The following is a 15,133-nucleotide window of genomic DNA, read 5'->3' as shown; positions in this document are numbered from 1 at the left end:
TGCTCCTGAGGTAATACCAAGTTCAAATCTGTTAGCTGAGAGCAGTGGGTAATTTTTTGTCGCTGCTATTGATGAAATTGCCTGCAATAGAGATGGGAATGCGATCGCGTTCTATCAAGTCTGGTACTCTTTAACAAATTGTCTTGTTGAGAGACTTGGGCTTAAAGTCCATTGGTCATTGCTGTACAGGCGCAATGAATTGAGCGCCGCTTGACCACTAACCAATAGCAGTAACTTGTATAAAAGTAAGTTCCTAGACTTGATAACGAATTCTGTTACAGCTTGGGCATCGCAGCAATAATTGCTTTGCCATCGATGACTACCAGCATGTCACCGTTGGGTTTCAACCAATATCCCCGCAGAAATGGTGTCAGTTCAGGGGTTACCGTAGATGACGGTGGCGATTGAATCCAGTCTGTATTACACCACTCAATATCTTCGACTTGGTTGACAACAATACCTAGCATTTGGCTATTAGTATTAGTCGGTGTTGTTGAGTTGGCACGAGTTTGCAACACAATCGCTGGGTACTCTGAAGCACTCATCGGCTGTTGGTGCCAAGGAGTCAAACCAACTAAGTGACCTAAATCGACCATCCAGAGAATTTCACCCCGCCAGTTGTAAACACCCATTACCCACGGGGGCATCTGAAAAATTGGTACAATCTGATCTCTGGAAATCGTTAGCACCTCAGTTAGCTGTTGAATCGGTAGTAATGCGGTTGTATTGGGAAAAAGATGAAATCGCAAAAACTGTTCGCTTGCTTTGTCGGAGGGAGAGACTCGATTAATCTCATCTATAGTTGACGGTAATAGGGAATTTCGGATTGATAAAGAGTCGGACATTGATTTCCTCTCAGGCTTAGCAAGTCTCCAAAAACAATTAGGCGAACACCGAACTACACTCCACTATAGGGAAGCTAGCTATTCTCAAGGTCAGAATAGAAAGCTTGTCACATATCCTTTTTTTGCCTAGAGTGGGCAATGCCCACCCTTACAAGCTATGGGTAAAGAAAAGTTGGCTAGCAATTTTCTTTCCGGTTTATCGTTTGATTAGCTGTTTAACCGTGCGGATAAATTCTTCTTGGTCGATTGGCTTAGCTAGATAAGCATCTGCTCCCTGTTTCATGCCCCAAAATTTGTCCATCTCGCCTCCTTTGGTTGAGCAAATCACGATTGGGATACTGCTGGTTTCCGCCGCTGCTTTTAGTTCACGACAGACTTCAAATCCACTACAGCCAGGGAGGACGACATCAAGAATAATGATGTCAGGTTTCTGGCTATTGAGTTTGGTCAAGGCTTCTTCACCACTAATGGCAGTCAAGACATCAAGTCCTCCTTGCTGCAAACAGCGAGTTAAAACTTGCATCTCGGTTAGGGAATCTTCAACAACGAGGACAGTACTCATGGCATTCACTGATTTAATAAACAACAGGACGTAGTTAATGAAGGATTGCAGCTTAGTAGGCTTATCTCCTAGTACACCGGAGAAGTCACAGGATTAAGAGAGGTTGTTTCAACCAACCCTGAAATCCTTAATTCAACTGTTGAGCACCCTGCTCTAAGTGTTTATGGACAACGCTTAGGACGGTTTCGGACTCGACTGGTTTGCTCAAGAAATCTGAGGCACCAACAAGCTTGGCTCGCACTCGATCAACGATGCCGTCATTTCCAGTCAAGATCACGATTGGTGTATTACGGAAAAACGCAAGCTTGCGTAACTTCGCGCAAATTTCATACCCGTTGGTATTTGGCATCACTAGATCTAAAAAGATCACCTCTGGTCTACGGGCTATCAGGATTGAGAACGCTCGTAGACCATCCTCCACACCGACAAACTGATAGCCTGATGCTGTAAGCAGTGCTTCCATAGTTTGGCAAACCTGAGGACTATCGTCTACACAGGCTACCAAAGGTCCAGTTGGATTTGCGATCGCAACAGGTGTCCTAGGAACAGGTGTACCAATGGGAGCAGGTAAATCAGGAATATTAACAAGTTCCACCAGCCCCATTTGAATGTAAAACAGGAGTGAGCGGGTTACCTGCACAATATCTCGCCTCATAAGTAAGGCGAGATCACGCAATGTGTTTTGCCCATTAAGAACTTTACTTAGGTTCTGGTAAACCTGTGCAGCTATGCGTTCTCGAAGTTCTCTAGGTTTTTTGATGACAGGAGCGCTGTTAGGAGAACAAATAGCTACCTTAGCATCCCGCCAAACTTGCCAAAGCTGATGAGCTTCTGTAAGGGCTTGCTGCACATCAAATAAGCCAAGAGGTGTAGATAATGTCAATGTATCTTGTTTGATTTGAGAAGTCACCTGAATGGCTAGCCCGATATCAAATAACACTTCTGCAATCACAGCTCGAATCATTTGAGTGGCTTGTTCACGAGTGATATTTTGCCGTTCCACCCATAAGCACAACAGTTGATATTCCCAACAGTTGATGGATGGGGTAGCCTCAAGTGCCGCTAAATCCTGTTGCCACGCTGTTCGCTGATTCGGCATCTGAGGACAACAGGCTACTAAATTTCTTCGCCACCGTCTTACTGGATGAATTCCTCCAGTGGCATAGATGATGCTACCAAGGTAGAAATAAAAGCTCCATTGTTGTCCTTTTGACTCAGTTAATACCAATTGACCGCTAAACCGAATCTGTTTCAAAGTTGCGAGAAACTGAATTTGCTTTGAAGCAGTAAACATGTTAAATGAGGCAAAAGGAGGAGTTTCCTGAACCGACATCACTCTTTCTATCTCCGTGATTAAGTGACCAATAATACGCCTAAACGTAATTTTTTAGCGTTTGAAATAAGCTAAGACGCACCTAATCTACAGATGAAAACCCTGACTATTTAAGACTTACAGCATCTAGTTGACTGACATTAACTAGCATGACACTTTCCCTCTAGCGTTAAATGCTAGAAGCTGAAAAAGCCTATGTATATGGATTGATTTAGAACTTTAGCAGAATACAGCGCTTATTACGTGTATTACATAGTCACCCCTATCATTTTTAGCACTCTTATGTGTTGATGTCATCTTCAATTGGTTAAATTTATCTCCTTTTTATTTTCTGGCTGTAATTTTTAGAATTAATGAATTTATGGCTGCTTTATTTTGTTGCTGTATTTTAATCATGTATCTTTCGGAGAATTTAGTTCTATAACAATCTAGTATTTATAAGTGAATAATTTGTGAATTTATGTTTAGTTGCTTCCAGTCTTTTCTGAATTATTCCATATCAATATTAACTGGGTGAAATAGTAGTCTTATGACATAAGCTCTGCTTCTCAATGCTTATAGGATTTAATCAGTGAGCCGAGAATAATGTTTCATAAATTACTGCAACGAATCAGCTTAAATAAAAGCAGAGACAGAACCCTTGTATGTTAGGCAATTCTGAATGAAGATTCGGTAAAGTTACTTGAATTTGTTGCTAATACTTGCTACCACGAATAATATCCTTATGTGTATTACACATAATACGGTTGCAGGAAAAAACTGAAGATCTCACTTTTAATCTTTATAGATCTTTATTTTGAGTGAAAGCTTGAAATATAAATACAGTTTTAAATTGATTCGTCGCAAAGCTATCAATGTAATATTGGAGCTTTCCTTATCCTTAATGAGGACTTAATTAAATTTTTAATAAATTTATAATACTACCCACTTTATAAAGATAATGTGAAGGCAGTTAGTCTTCCAATTAAAACAGCTCAATGACATCATACTATCTCTACAAGGTACAACTCAGCAGAACTGTAGCTGTTAATTACATTAAAAATAAAGTTAACTAAATACTGTATTAAATCTTACAAACGTTTTATCAAAGTCATATTCTCTGTCTAGAGATAGTTTTAAAAAAAAGACTTTACAGGTAAAGCTTTCATGAGTTATCCTCTGAAAGAAGCGAATAAAGCATGAATCTACTGGAGTTCGGACTAATGCAGAACGATTGGCTCACAATTCAACTTGTTTACACTCGACCCTTACGCGGAGCCATACGCAATAGTTTTAGCTCTATCTAGCCCTCATATCAAATTTCTACCCTTTAAAAGATGAAGGGACACGCAATAGTGATGATTTGGACAACGCCCTGGTAGGAAAGTAGCCACTCATGAGGCATTCAACTATTTAAACCAGTTGTACCTTGTCCACAATTCAGAAGCTGACTCAATTGTATAGGTAGGAAACCTGCCTTGGTAAGGCAATCAATTGCAGCTATATGTTCCTCATCGGCAGTGTCTTGTCTTAATTTAGTAGCTCAAAAGCTCATCAGCAAGCTTACTTCCAGACTTCTTATAGACGATCACGATCCTTAACTCAGTTGAGGTTGCATTGTCCTGATTTTCTAGGATACAAACATTCTGCTCGTGCTATTTGCAAGTACCATGTCCTTTTCGTAAATACCTAGAGGAGTGCATTGACATGTCTATAGATACTCAAGTCTTACAGGAAATTAGTTTGACCCCTAGCTTAGGTGTGATTAGGCATGAGGAGCAAAAGTGTGGTGTGACAATATGGTTGACTGGCTTGAGTGGTGGGGGCAAGACCACCATCAGTCGGTTTTTGGAGAAAGAACTACGGACGCAGGGGTACAGAGTTGCAGTGCTTGACGGTGATGTGGTACGGCAAAACCTAGCTCAGGGCTTAGGGTTTAGCCGAGAAGACCGGGACGAAAATGTTCGTCGCATTGGCTTTATGGCTGATCTCCTCACACAAAATGGTGTATTTGTAATAGTCTCAGCCATCTCACCCTATCGTAGCGTTCGGCAAGAGGTGCGGCAACGCATTGGGGATTTCATTGAAGTGTACGTTAATGCGCCATTGGAAGTTTGCGAACAGCGAGATGTCAAGGGGTTATATAAGAGGGTACGAGCTGGGGAGATAAAGCACTTTACTGGTATTGATGATCCCTATGAATCACCACTCTCCCCTGATGTCGAATGCAGAACTGACAAAGAATCCGTTGATGAAAGCGCAACTAAAATTTTAGTGAAGCTAACAGAGTTAGGCTATTTTCAGAATCAAAAAACGTCCAGCAATATTCCCTTCCATCTCTCAATTAGCGTTGACTCACTTGAGTTAACCCGGAACTTTTACAAAGACATTATTGGTGTTTCAGAACGTCGAACTGGTCGGTCATCAATTCACTTTGACTTTTATGGTTGTCAACTTACCTGTCACCATGTACCAGGGTACAGTGCGAAAAATATTCAGAGAGAAGTAGATGCAGAGGATGTACCAGTTCCACACTTTGGAGCCGCTCTAACTTTTCAAGAATTTTTAAGCCTGAAAGAGCGACTAATTGACTATGGTATTAAGTTCATTAAGAAGCCACACATACGCTTCATTGGTAAGGGACACGAACAACATGTAATGTTTTTGGAAGATCCATCTGGTCATGGGATCGAAATCAAATCTTTTACTAGGGTTCCCGTAGGAACTTGGGCTTAACGAGGAAAGTAGGTGTTTAGGCTTCGTATTCAATAACTTGAGAGGGTTAAAAAATGGCGCTACCAACGATCAGAGTTCTTATTTCTCCATGCAGAAGTGGCAGTACAGCTTTTATGCGGTCTATGGCTCAAAATCCTGATGTACATTGCTTCTTTCAACCTATAAAAGAAGGTGTTCGGGAAGGTAAAAGTCCTAGTTACAGTATTTTTGATGGTACTCACAAGACTTTTGCACAAAACCCTGGAAAAATCTTTTTCATCAAGGAAACCTTTGGTCATGCCTTTCAGGAAGAATGCTCTTTTGAAGCATTTCCAGATCAAGAATCTGTTGTACGTTCCAGGTCTATCTTTCTGTTACGAGATCCAGTAGAAACTTGGAGTTCGTGGAAAAAATTAAAAGCGGCTGGGAAGAAAGGTTGGGAAGGAGTTTGTGACTTTAATTTGTTCAAAACTGCCTATAAACATACTCATGATACATTCATGAGGAATCAAGACATTTCAGACCAAATTACTTGCTTGACAAGAGAGCATTTGCTAGAAAATCCCCACAAGGTTTTTCAATTGATCTGTAGCCGTTGGGACATTCCTTTTACAGATAATATGATTCATTGGACCAAGCCCTTTGATGTTAACGATATCAGTTGTGGCGAAGGTCATCAAGAAACATTCACAAGACTACAACATAAGGACATGAGAGAATCTACGTCCTTTTATGCCGTCGAAAATAACAAAGACAGATGGCAAAGATCCTTGGTAACAAGTGAGGAGCGAGAAGAAATTGAAATGACTTTAAAGCCACTGCATGAAAAGTTTGCCGCCTTGTCTAATGTGTATTATCCACTAGGAGAAAATCTTAAGAGCGCTTAAAAGCAAAACAATAAACCAAATAAATGCATCTACAGCACAAAATAAATTCTCCCCCACTGAGGGTTCTTATCCTCCTGTTTGCAAAGGTTGGAGCTAAGTCTTTTGGCGGGGCAGTGCCTGCCTACCTTTTGCATGACTTCTTACAGAAAGGCATGTTGACTGAAAAGGAGTATCTAGAAGCTCTAAATTGGTCTCAGTCCTTGCCAGGTCCAAATGGTACGAACATTTCAGCCTATCTGGGGTGGCACTTTAAAGGAGCTTGGGGTGCCTTCCTTGCCACCATCGCCTTGTTGTTACCAGGGACTTTGGCAATCCTCTTGGCATCTCAGTTCCTGTCTTCCGCACCTCAACAGCATGTGTTCCAAGGGATACTTTCTGCGGTAGCAGCGGCAGCCGTCGGGCTAATTTTAGGAATGGTATGGAATCTAACCTGTCGTTTAGGTGAGCGTATACGGTTGCTAGTCGCAGCAATCACGTTTGTACTCGTAGGAATTATCAGGATACCCGTACCTTTAGCGATCGTGTTCATTGCACCTATCGTTTGGTACTTGGACAAAAGCAAAAGGGGAAACGATGAACATCCTGTTTGATCTATTCTTCACGTTTGCTTACCTAGATCTAATCAGCATTGGTGGCGCAATGGCAATGATTCCAGAGATGGAACGCCAAGTCGTCATTGTTCACGGGTGGATGAGTCATCAAGCTTTCGTTCACGCTATTGCACTAGGTCTATTTGTACCAGGTCCCAATATGCTCCATGTCTTTCACATTGGCAATCAGGTAGCTGGTTTGCCAGGAGCATTAGCTGCCGGACTCGGCATGTTTGGCCCTACCTCCTTCGTGCTAGCTACTGTAGCGTGGCTTGCCGGAGGACCACGTCCTCCGGCCTGGATTGAGCGCTTTCATGCGGCTTGTGGTCCAATAACTCTAGGTTTAATGGCGGCTGCTGCTTGGAACCTTGGGCAGAACATGACAGGGGATATTTTTAGTCTCGGTGTCTGCGTTTTAGCTGCGCTATTGACAGCTCGACGCTTACTTAACCCAGCTTTGGTAGTGCTGCTGGCAGCTACGTTAGGTGCCATACAAGCATTCTTTTCAACTTGATTGCACTTCGACAAAATCCCGAACTGGACTTAGGAAAGCCACTCAAAATTTATCGCGATATTATGCAAAACTCACTCTTAACTCCAACGCTTGTTGGACTTGCAAAGAGTAAGCAACTCCAAGATCAACTCGCAGAAGTTCAAGCTAGTGCCGAGAATAATGGAAGTGGCACCCAAGCCCAAAGTGAGCCTTCCAAAGGTGAGCGTCTATATAAAAGGTATCGCTTCAGCTCAGCAATCTTTCGTAAACTTCGCAGTTGCTTTAAAGTTAACAACTGGCAAGGCAGCCTCCTAGTTTTGGAAGATTGGGTTGCCATAGCAATAGCATGTGGTTCCTCTATCTGGGCATGGCAGAATCTGTCTATCATCCTAGGATTATCAATCTACCTAGTTGCAATCGCCGCCAGTTGAGATAAGTTAACGATTTTCAGGCATTTCAGCCATATTTAAGCCAGCATTTTAAGCTAGACGTGCTAGTAGGTTGAGGTAAAATTAAACCTAGCAACTAGGGCAGACAGATGACGACGCTCCTGCATCATTGGACGCTAGAAGACTATCACCGCATTGTCGAGACAGGTGTACTGTCTGAGTCTAATTGTGAATTGTTGCGAGGAAGTATTATTGACATGCCTCCTGAAGGCCCTGAACATGCCCATCGTTGCGAAACCGCTGCCCGTTATTTAGAGCGATCGTTTGGGGAGGGATGGTGGTCACGTCAGGGAAAACCCATTACTCTGACAGATTCTGAGCCTCAACCGGATATTGCAATTGTGCGCGAGCTAGACTATAGCACCAGGCATCCTACCCCTGAAGAGGTGCGATTAATTGTGGAGTATGCTAGAACCACTCAGAAAAAAGATACGGGCATCAAGCGAGAAATCTATGCAGAAGCAGGAATTGCTGATTACCTCGTGGTGGATCTCAAAGACGCTAAAGTGATTCACTACTCCAACCCAGCCAACGGGCAGTACACTACACAGCAGACTGTCTCCACAGGCGTTCTTCAGCTCGGACAAATTCAAATTGATGTGCAACGGTTGCTGAGATAGTTGAACAGACCTTTAAATCGCACTTTGTATAATTACGAAATACGCGGCATAAGTTTGGTCTGATCACTTCATCTGTGCATGAGAACACTACAAAACGCCTACAGACAATGAGGCTGTTTCATAAAACCTGTTATGCATAAAGGTCAATTGGTGACATGGAAAGATGACAGGGGTTTCGGCTTTATTAAACCAGATGATGGTAGGAAAGAAGTTTTCCTACATATTAGTGCCTTAAAGGGAGCAGGTCGCCGTCCAAAAGTCGGAGATACAATTTTCTACGACTTAGTAACTGAGGCAGATGGAAAGGTGCGTGCCTCTAAAGCTTCAATTCATGGGGTTGAACCTCGACCTTTGCCAACAAAGCAGAAAGTGAAGAAACACGGGTTACTCGAGACAGTTATCGGTATTGGTGTTATAGCTGCGATCGCACTTTTTACAATGGAGTTTAGCCCTAGTCGTTCTCCCTCTCCAATTACATTCATCACAAAACCAAACTGCACTATCAAAGGCAACATCTCAATTGATACAGGAAACAAGGTTTACCATCTTCCGGGTATGGAAGATTATGAATCAACACTTATCGATATAGAAAAGGGGGAGAAATGGTTTTGTACTGAGTCAGAAGCGATCGCAAATGGTTGGCGTAAAGCACCGAGGTAGCTGTAACTTCATCAAGTAGGTTTTCAAGTTGAAATCATGCGTAATTATGGTCAGTACACTCTACCCAAAGCTCATGCGGCATTCATTGCGCGTAAACCGATGTGAGATATAGCAGCAATCAATCGCAACCTAAAATCTGATGATGACTTGTGTACTTGAAACAACCAGATTAGAGCTTCGACCTTGCCAGATAGAGGATGTTCAACTCGTCCACACGCTCTGGACAAATGATCATATCCGGTATTTCCTATTCGACAACCGCGTAATCTCGTCTGATGAGGCGCGATCGCACATTGAAGACAGTCTCGCGAATTTTGAACAGTATGGGTATGGACTCTGGCTCGTCTTTGAGCGTACCATTGACCATCTTGTAGGCTTTGCTGGCTTCTTGCATTCGGAGGAAGGGACTCCCAGTTTAATCTATGGAATTCATCCCGATCGTTGGGGATATGGTTACGCAACGGAAGCAGCCAGTACTGTGTTGAGTTATGCCTTGGAGACTCTTTCCGTTCCCAATGTGAGAGCAGATGTGGACGAGCCGAATACTGCTTCTGTACGGGTGCTTGAGAAGCTAGGTTTGAGGCGAACGGGGCGAGAAGTCGTCAATGGACATCCGCTGCTTTATTTTGAAAAATTGCGAACAGAGGACATAAATGTGCGATCGCTTGACATCGAACTCGCTCTTTGCCTAAATGACGATTTGCACTAATCTTCTTTATGGGCTGAATGATTCCCAGGCTTTCAAGAGGTCAGACATTCAAGAGCTATTCAACTCTGGAGGCAGGTTAGTAAACACCGTTTGCCAACGGATTAGTTCTTTTGAAGCCAATTCTACCTCTTGGCATTTTTGACTCTAGGAGTCGATCGCTCCAGTATCTTGGTGTAATGAGGGGTTGTATAAATGAAAACAATAAACTCTTGGGGCAAGCCTTTTACTATCTTGGCTTTAGGGCTGAGTATTGTAGGGTATCTGAACGCTCCCTCGACTGCTGTTACCGATACCACGACAGGCAATGTTGCACAAAAACCAGAATTGAACTCATCTGGGCATCAGGGCAACATTCAACTCGCGCAATCGGTAGTTGGGCAATGCCGTGCTGCCAATCAAAGGATTTTTATCTATCCAGAGCGTTCAACCTCCAGTCAATCGATCAGAACTCTTGCTCCGGACGAACAAGTGACTCTTGCCGACAGTGGTGCTGGTGGTTGGGTTGCCATCAGTTTCCCGATCGCTGGCTATGTTCGAGCAGGCGATCTCAAACCTTGCCCAGGCGGTACTCGCCCTCCAGACACTCAACCCCCCTCTTCAGGAGGCTCACAAACGGGAGCAAATATGTGCCGCAAGGTGATTGCTCCGCCAGAGGGATTAGCTGTCCGTAACACTCCGCTTAGTTCTGCTCCAAGGATTTCTGGGGTATATGTGGGAAATACAGTCAGGCTAGCAAGTCCGCAAGAAACTCAACAAGATAGTCAAGGACGAACCTGGGTTAGGATTACAGCCCCTTCGACTGGCTGGATTTCGAGTGGCTTCCCTAACACAAATCTGGGTTCAGAATTTTCTTGTCCTTAGTGCAAGACGGTAGAAGTTTTCTATCAGTTCTCTCGCCTGTAGGGGAGTAAGATTCCCTATCGCTGTAGGTTGGGTTGATGCTTGTTGCCCAACCTCTGCTTTTACTCAGTATTTATGCTAATTGTGCGATCTGCTGTAGTTCCGCAAATTTTGAACAGTTTGCGATCTGCGCTGACGCTCGAAGTCTCGCTAATGCTTCGCAAACGCAGCAGCGCTTCGCGATCGCAGGACATGGCTTAGATCGCAAGCGGAGCAAAGATAAAAACTCGACCAACTCGACAAGTCCTTCTGCTTCCTGTCGCTCTGCTTGAGTCAACTCTTCACCTGCGTCTTGGCGATCAAGCAATAGTTGAAGACGCTTCTGGACAGCTTCAGGAAGTTGAAAGCGAGTCAGCTCAATAGGTATCTCAACTATTTCAGGCATATAGCGATCGCGTGAAATTACAACCATTTGTAGAGCCAGTGTAAACCGAAGACACAGCCGATGGGCGATGCAAGAGAATTGTTGGTTGTCTGGTAGTCAGTCGCCTGTGAGGTCTAGCTCCGGGTCATAGTTGGCTGTAGGTCGTAGCCTGGTCATTAACTGTCTGAGCAGGAAAGCATTTTTGTTCCAAGCGGTGTAAAGGGTAGCGTCCTTTCCCTTCAGCCTCAAAGTCTGTTGCGCTTTGTCATGGCAGATAGTCGCCAATAGGCTGACAACCGAAACTAAGCCCAGTTCATCGACTAGGGCTTCTAGTTCGTCTTGATTCATCAGTAGATCTCCAGAGTTGACTATTCTCTGAACAATACCATAAAGTACCCTTGAAGGGTACTCGGAGTATACTAAGAGCTACTTCTTTCTTGTTCATCTACGAGGTTGTATTCCTTCACAGCCGCCATAACTAGCAGCGTGGACATAGGGACTCCAGTCTGTTGGGAGATTTTTTTCAGTTTTTCATGCAAGCGCTTAGGAACCGTGACTTTAATCACAGCCGTCTCTTCTTTCTCAGCCATTTCCAGCAGTCATCTTCTTTAGATGCCATCAGCTTATCCCCTTTGTAAGTGTTGATAAAGGGTAGCTATAGCCCCTGGTAGTACCATTTCACTAGTCGAAGCTGGGTAAAAGCCCCACGGCAACGTTAGATAACTAGATTGCTGTGTGTTACAAACGAGTGATGATGAAGGAGTATCAGTGTTATGCCAGGTAGAGTATTAACGAGGTATAAGAGTGAATACTTCTCCTGAGAAAAACAACAACGTTGATATTGGTGGTATCAAATTCCTAGTAGAAACGCCGAAAGATTTTGGGATTGAGGTTGACCAGGTTAAGCACCTCTACTGGAAAAAGGGAGAGGGGAGAAAACTTATTGTCCTCCTGCAAGGCTACACTACTGGCACACAAAGCCTTTGTTACGTCTCCCAGATCGTACATCAGGAACTGTCGGATGCTGACCTCCTCATTCCTGAGTTTCCTGCTGGGATCTTCTCAACTGCTGACTGCCTCATCGTCGTCCGGGATGTGGTGAGGCTGATTGACTGGTTTGAAGGGAAGAAGGAATACGACCAAATTGTCCTGGTCGGTTTCAGTATGGGATCACTCCTTGCCCGGAAAGTCTACGTCTGTGCTTGTGGCGAGACAAAGAAAGCTCCCTTTGAAAGGACGTTAGCGGAATTCAATCAAGGCAAAGCATGGGCACGAAAAGTGGAGCGGATTGTCCTTCTTGCAGGTATGAACCGAGGCTGGCAGATCTCCCACCATCTGTCACCACTCACTGCGTTCACTTACAGTTTTGGGGTTGTCTTAGGCAACCTCATGACCCTTGTCGGCAAAAAGCCACTGATCTTCAACATTCGCCGTGGTGCACCCTTTATCACTCAGCTTCGCGTCCAGTGGCTCACCATGCTTCAGAAAGCCCCAGCAAGAGGTGTAGGTGATGCTCTAACTGTGCAGCTTCTTGGTTCCGTTGATGACGTTGTCTCCCCGGAGGACAACATCGATCTAGTCACAGGGAGCCAATTTATCTACCTCGATGTTCCCAAGACGGGGCACTTCAATATTGTCGTAATGGATGACACGCCAGAGGGAAAAAGGAGAGCGGATATATTCAGGCTTGCCCTCAAAGGAAGCCTTGAAGATTTGAAAAAACATAAGATTTTCCCCGACGAGCAGCAATTACCGACATCCAACTCAGATGTAAAGCACGTCGTCTTCGTCATTCACGGCATCCGCGATCGCGGTTACTGGACGAAAAAGATCGCTCGTAAGATTCGGGCGTTAGGGGGCAATGAAATTTATGCGACGGAAACTTCTACATACGGCTACTTCCCCATGCTGTCTTTTCTCCTTCCTTTCCGTCGCCGGGACAAGGTAGAGTGGTTGATGGATCAGTACTCTGAGAACTTAGCCCTCTATCCCGATGCTGAGTTTCACTATGTTGGTCATAGTAACGGCACCTATCTAATTGCTCAAGCACTACGAGAGTACCCTTGCTGCCGATTCAAACATATTGTGTTTGCAGGCAGCGTCGTCCGTGTTGACTATGATTGGTTGCCCATTATAAAACGGGGTCAGGTAGCGAAGGTACTTAACTTTGTTGCCACTGGGGATTGGGTTGTCGCTTTCTTTCCAAAATTTTTCCAGGTTTTCCCGTTCATGCGATGGCAGGCTTTGGGAAGTGCAGGTCATGATGGGTTCAAAGTCTTCAAAGATTTACCTTGGCTTCATCCGCACCTCCGAGGAGGCTCAGTGAAAGATGGAGATAGAGATATCATCTTCCAGGTCGAGTACATTGAGGGGAATCATGGAGCAGCACTCGTGGAAGATAACTGGGAAACTATTGCCGACTTCATCGTTTCAGGAACTGTGGAAGATTCGCATTTGTCTAGGTTGAAACCGCTCTTAAGCAAAAAGCAAGTCCCTTTGATTAGCGTACTGAGCAAAGTACCATATCTAGTTGTGGGACTCATTCTAATCATTATCATTTGGTTAGGCTGGGTTGTTCTTTCCCTGAACATCGCTGAGTGGCAGAAAACACTTGCCTTCATGCTTTACCTGTGGTTACTCTGGCGTGTTCTCACACGTCTGTAACTCAAACTGTTAGTATGATCGCCCATCACCATAAATTAGCTTGATGCAAGGAAACCCAACATCTATTTCCAAACCCTTCCACCCAAGAAAAGAAGAGGCGATCGCACTCAACCGAAGCATTAGTCATCCAAGTATGCGATCGCTACTCGTGTCAAGGTATAAAAAAATTACTAGAAGTCTAGGCGAACGAAATCGTTTGTAGTATAATTGTAGTAAATAAGACTTCAATTACTAATTGCTGCAGCTTACGCCTCTCTAGGCTAATTTTATGCTTACTCTAACCATGCGCCCGTATGCAGGTGACGCGGATTTAGAAGCGATCGCCAACCTCATAAATACCTGTGAGGCAGTCGATCAACTTGATGAAGGCACCTCAGTCTCCGAACTCCAGCAACAATTTGATGAGCCATCACTGGATAAGTCGCGTGATATCCGCCTCTGGAAAGATGCAGACAGTCAGCTAGTGGGTATGGGTAGGTTGTGGATTCCCCCGACAGGTGAAGTAATTGATGGTTTTCTATGGTTTCGCGTCCTCCCCACGGCACGGGGCGGCGATCTCGAAAGGCAGATCGTTGCGTGGGCAGAAGGACGGATGCGCGAGGTCAGTCAAGAGCGTGGCGTGCAGGTAAAGCTGCGCTCTGGCTCTCGCGCTAACCAATCCGATTCTCCTTCAAAAGCGCTAGGCGATCGCATTGCGCTGCTAGAAAGCTGCGGTTTCATAGCTGACCGCTACTTCTTCACGATGGAGCAATCGCTTTCTCTCCCTATCCCAGAATTCCAGTTGCCAGATGGTTTCACAATCCGTCAAATCAGAAGCAATGAGGATGCCGAAGCTTGGATTGAGCTATTCAACCAGTCGTTTATTGACCACTGGAATCATCACGATTTAACTGTTGAGAGTTACAAACACTGGCTGACTGACCCGGACTACAAGCCTGAATTGGATTTGGCTGCTGTTGCAGCAGATGGGACATTTGCCGCTTTCTGTCACTGCGACATTAGCCCAGAAGACAACAAGCGTAGTGGACGCAATGAAGGCTGGATTAGTACTTTAGGTACGCGACGAGGCTTTCGCCGCAAAGGATTAGCACGAGCTATGTTACTTGCCGGAATGCAACGGTTGAAAGTAGCTGGTGTGGATACAGCAAGGCTTGGTGTGGATAGTGAGAATCCATCAGGTGCAGGACAGCTTTATGAGTCGGTTGGCTTCCGCAAGGTGTACACGCAGATTATGTATGTCAAGGATATGTAGTAAACTGCTTGCTCTAAGTTAGGGGAAAGGTGAAGGGGGAAGGGGTAAAGGAAAGAAGATTAGACTTCTTGCAAAAGTTGATTTTCGCCCCCCTAGCCCCCCCCATTCTGG

At 44.5% G+C, this 15,133-nt stretch carries 18 protein-coding genes and 1 pseudogene; 13 read left to right on the top strand and 6 right to left on the bottom strand.

Annotated elements, in window-relative coordinates; translation table 11 throughout:
* Positions 1-275: 275 nt before the first annotated feature.
* The 3 genes from H6F98_RS18450 to H6F98_RS18440 all read right to left on the bottom strand — a co-directional run bounded on the left by H6F98_RS18450 (position 276) and on the right by H6F98_RS18440 (position 2,701).
* Positions 276-845, bottom strand: coding sequence for a chemotaxis protein CheW (locus H6F98_RS18450; RefSeq protein ID WP_192220157.1), 570 nt, complete (start codon positions 843-845; stop codon positions 276-278).
* A gap of 196 nt (positions 846-1,041) precedes the next feature.
* Complete coding sequence (locus H6F98_RS18445) at positions 1,042-1,407, bottom strand: response regulator transcription factor (protein WP_192220156.1); 366 nt, start codon at positions 1,405-1,407, stop codon at positions 1,042-1,044.
* A gap of 127 nt (positions 1,408-1,534) precedes the next feature.
* Entirely contained in the window at positions 1,535-2,701 is a 1,167-nt protein-coding gene (locus tag H6F98_RS18440; protein ID WP_242058601.1) for a response regulator, read from the bottom strand.
* A 1,725-nt stretch (positions 2,702-4,426) separates the two neighbouring features.
* On the opposite strand from H6F98_RS18440, the pseudogene cysC reads away from it, so the two are divergent.
* The 10 genes and pseudogenes from cysC to H6F98_RS18395 form a co-directional block, all read left to right on the top strand.
* Positions 4,427-5,017 (top strand): annotated as a pseudogene (gene cysC, locus H6F98_RS33600) (adenylyl-sulfate kinase); the annotation flags it as partial.
* Positions 4,994-5,455, top strand: a complete 462-nt coding sequence (locus tag H6F98_RS34625) for a VOC family protein (RefSeq protein ID WP_396812510.1) — start codon at positions 4,994-4,996, stop codon at positions 5,453-5,455. The pseudogene cysC and the gene H6F98_RS34625, both read left to right, overlap by 24 nt.
* 53 nt (positions 5,456-5,508) lie before the next feature.
* On the top strand, positions 5,509-6,321 hold the full coding sequence (locus tag H6F98_RS18430; protein WP_192220153.1) for a hypothetical protein: 813 nt from the start codon (positions 5,509-5,511) through the stop codon (positions 6,319-6,321).
* A gap of 23 nt (positions 6,322-6,344) precedes the next feature.
* On the top strand, positions 6,345-6,911 hold the full coding sequence (locus H6F98_RS18425; RefSeq protein ID WP_192220152.1) for a chromate transporter: 567 nt from the start codon (positions 6,345-6,347) through the stop codon (positions 6,909-6,911).
* Positions 6,895-7,425 (top strand): chromate transporter, encoded by a 531-nt coding sequence (locus H6F98_RS18420; protein WP_192220151.1) that lies wholly within the window; start codon positions 6,895-6,897, stop codon positions 7,423-7,425. The genes H6F98_RS18425 and H6F98_RS18420 overlap by 17 nt, the downstream gene beginning before the upstream one ends.
* Positions 7,422-7,835, top strand: a complete 414-nt coding sequence (locus H6F98_RS18415) for a hypothetical protein (protein WP_206759660.1) — start codon at positions 7,422-7,424, stop codon at positions 7,833-7,835. Before H6F98_RS18420 ends, H6F98_RS18415 begins: the two co-directional genes overlap by 4 nt.
* Positions 7,836-7,942: 107 nt before the next feature.
* Positions 7,943-8,473 carry a Uma2 family endonuclease gene (locus tag H6F98_RS18410; protein ID WP_192220149.1) on the top strand — a complete coding sequence of 177 codons (531 nt, stop codon included), beginning with the start codon at positions 7,943-7,945 and terminating at the stop codon, positions 8,471-8,473.
* A gap of 132 nt (positions 8,474-8,605) precedes the next feature.
* Positions 8,606-9,133, top strand: coding sequence for a cold shock domain-containing protein (locus H6F98_RS18405; RefSeq protein WP_199348626.1), 528 nt, complete (start codon positions 8,606-8,608; stop codon positions 9,131-9,133).
* A 139-nt stretch (positions 9,134-9,272) separates the two neighbouring features.
* A complete protein-coding gene (locus H6F98_RS18400) occupies positions 9,273-9,842 on the top strand; it encodes a GNAT family N-acetyltransferase (protein ID WP_242058600.1) in 570 nt (189 codons plus the stop codon).
* Between the two features lie 192 nt (positions 9,843-10,034).
* The gene (locus H6F98_RS18395; protein WP_192220148.1) at positions 10,035-10,703 is read left to right on the top strand and encodes an SH3 domain-containing protein; all 669 of its coding nucleotides are present in this window, start codon (positions 10,035-10,037) and stop codon (positions 10,701-10,703) included.
* A gap of 112 nt (positions 10,704-10,815) precedes the next feature.
* Here H6F98_RS18395 and H6F98_RS33595 read toward each other — a convergent pair whose 3' ends face one another.
* The 3 genes from H6F98_RS33595 to H6F98_RS18380 all read right to left on the bottom strand — a co-directional run bounded on the left by H6F98_RS33595 (position 10,816) and on the right by H6F98_RS18380 (position 11,696).
* Positions 10,816-11,154, bottom strand: coding sequence for a hypothetical protein (locus H6F98_RS33595; protein ID WP_242058599.1), 339 nt, complete (start codon positions 11,152-11,154; stop codon positions 10,816-10,818).
* Between the two features lie 69 nt (positions 11,155-11,223).
* A complete protein-coding gene (locus H6F98_RS18385; protein ID WP_192220147.1) occupies positions 11,224-11,454 on the bottom strand; it encodes a hypothetical protein in 231 nt (76 codons plus the stop codon).
* 71 nt (positions 11,455-11,525) lie between these two features.
* Positions 11,526-11,696, bottom strand: coding sequence for a ribbon-helix-helix domain-containing protein (locus H6F98_RS18380; RefSeq protein WP_192220146.1), 171 nt, complete (start codon positions 11,694-11,696; stop codon positions 11,526-11,528).
* A 214-nt stretch (positions 11,697-11,910) separates the two neighbouring features.
* On the opposite strand from H6F98_RS18380, the gene H6F98_RS18375 reads away from it, so the two are divergent.
* The 3 genes from H6F98_RS18375 to H6F98_RS18365 all read left to right on the top strand — a co-directional run bounded on the left by H6F98_RS18375 (position 11,911) and on the right by H6F98_RS18365 (position 15,022).
* Entirely contained in the window at positions 11,911-13,770 is a 1,860-nt protein-coding gene (locus tag H6F98_RS18375) for an alpha/beta hydrolase (protein WP_192220145.1), read from the top strand.
* 43 nt (positions 13,771-13,813) lie between these two features.
* Positions 13,814-13,972 (top strand): hypothetical protein, encoded by a 159-nt coding sequence (locus H6F98_RS18370; protein WP_192220144.1) that lies wholly within the window; start codon positions 13,814-13,816, stop codon positions 13,970-13,972.
* A 66-nt stretch (positions 13,973-14,038) separates the two neighbouring features.
* Positions 14,039-15,022: a GNAT family N-acetyltransferase gene (locus tag H6F98_RS18365; protein WP_192220143.1), complete on the top strand. Its 984-nt coding sequence runs from the start codon at positions 14,039-14,041 to the stop codon at positions 15,020-15,022.
* Positions 15,023-15,133 lie beyond the last annotated feature (111 nt).

This window comes from Microcoleus sp. FACHB-SPT15, from assembly GCF_014849525.1.
Taxonomy (GTDB): domain Bacteria; phylum Cyanobacteriota; class Cyanobacteriia; order Cyanobacteriales; family Coleofasciculaceae; genus Symplocastrum; species Symplocastrum torsivum.
This window is presented reverse-complemented; position numbering and strand designations above follow the sequence as displayed.

Excerpts from the sequence above, each read along its gene's own strand:
- H6F98_RS18450 (WP_192220157.1), bottom strand. The coding sequence starts at position 845 with ATGTCCGACTCTTTATCAATCCGAAATTCCCTATTACCGTCAACTATA.
- H6F98_RS18445 (WP_192220156.1), bottom strand. The coding sequence starts at position 1,407 with ATGAGTACTGTCCTCGTTGTTGAAGATTCCCTAACCGAGATGCAAGTT.
- H6F98_RS18440 (WP_242058601.1), bottom strand. The coding sequence starts at position 2,701 with ATGTTTACTGCTTCAAAGCAAATTCAGTTTCTCGCAACTTTGAAACAG.
- H6F98_RS18430 (WP_192220153.1), top strand. The coding sequence starts at position 5,509 with ATGGCGCTACCAACGATCAGAGTTCTTATTTCTCCATGCAGAAGTGGC.
- H6F98_RS18425 (WP_192220152.1), top strand. The coding sequence starts at position 6,345 with ATGCATCTACAGCACAAAATAAATTCTCCCCCACTGAGGGTTCTTATC.
- H6F98_RS18420 (WP_192220151.1), top strand. The coding sequence starts at position 6,895 with ATGAACATCCTGTTTGATCTATTCTTCACGTTTGCTTACCTAGATCTA.
- H6F98_RS18410 (WP_192220149.1), top strand. The coding sequence starts at position 7,943 with ATGACGACGCTCCTGCATCATTGGACGCTAGAAGACTATCACCGCATT.
- H6F98_RS18405 (WP_199348626.1), top strand. The coding sequence starts at position 8,606 with ATGCATAAAGGTCAATTGGTGACATGGAAAGATGACAGGGGTTTCGGC.
- H6F98_RS18400 (WP_242058600.1), top strand. The coding sequence starts at position 9,273 with ATGATGACTTGTGTACTTGAAACAACCAGATTAGAGCTTCGACCTTGC.
- H6F98_RS18395 (WP_192220148.1), top strand. The coding sequence starts at position 10,035 with ATGAAAACAATAAACTCTTGGGGCAAGCCTTTTACTATCTTGGCTTTA.
- H6F98_RS33595 (WP_242058599.1), bottom strand. The coding sequence starts at position 11,154 with ATGGTTGTAATTTCACGCGATCGCTATATGCCTGAAATAGTTGAGATA.
- H6F98_RS18385 (WP_192220147.1), bottom strand. The coding sequence starts at position 11,454 with ATGAATCAAGACGAACTAGAAGCCCTAGTCGATGAACTGGGCTTAGTT.
- H6F98_RS18380 (WP_192220146.1), bottom strand. The coding sequence starts at position 11,696 with ATGGCTGAGAAAGAAGAGACGGCTGTGATTAAAGTCACGGTTCCTAAG.
- H6F98_RS18370 (WP_192220144.1), top strand. The coding sequence starts at position 13,814 with ATGCAAGGAAACCCAACATCTATTTCCAAACCCTTCCACCCAAGAAAA.
- H6F98_RS18365 (WP_192220143.1), top strand. The coding sequence starts at position 14,039 with ATGCTTACTCTAACCATGCGCCCGTATGCAGGTGACGCGGATTTAGAA.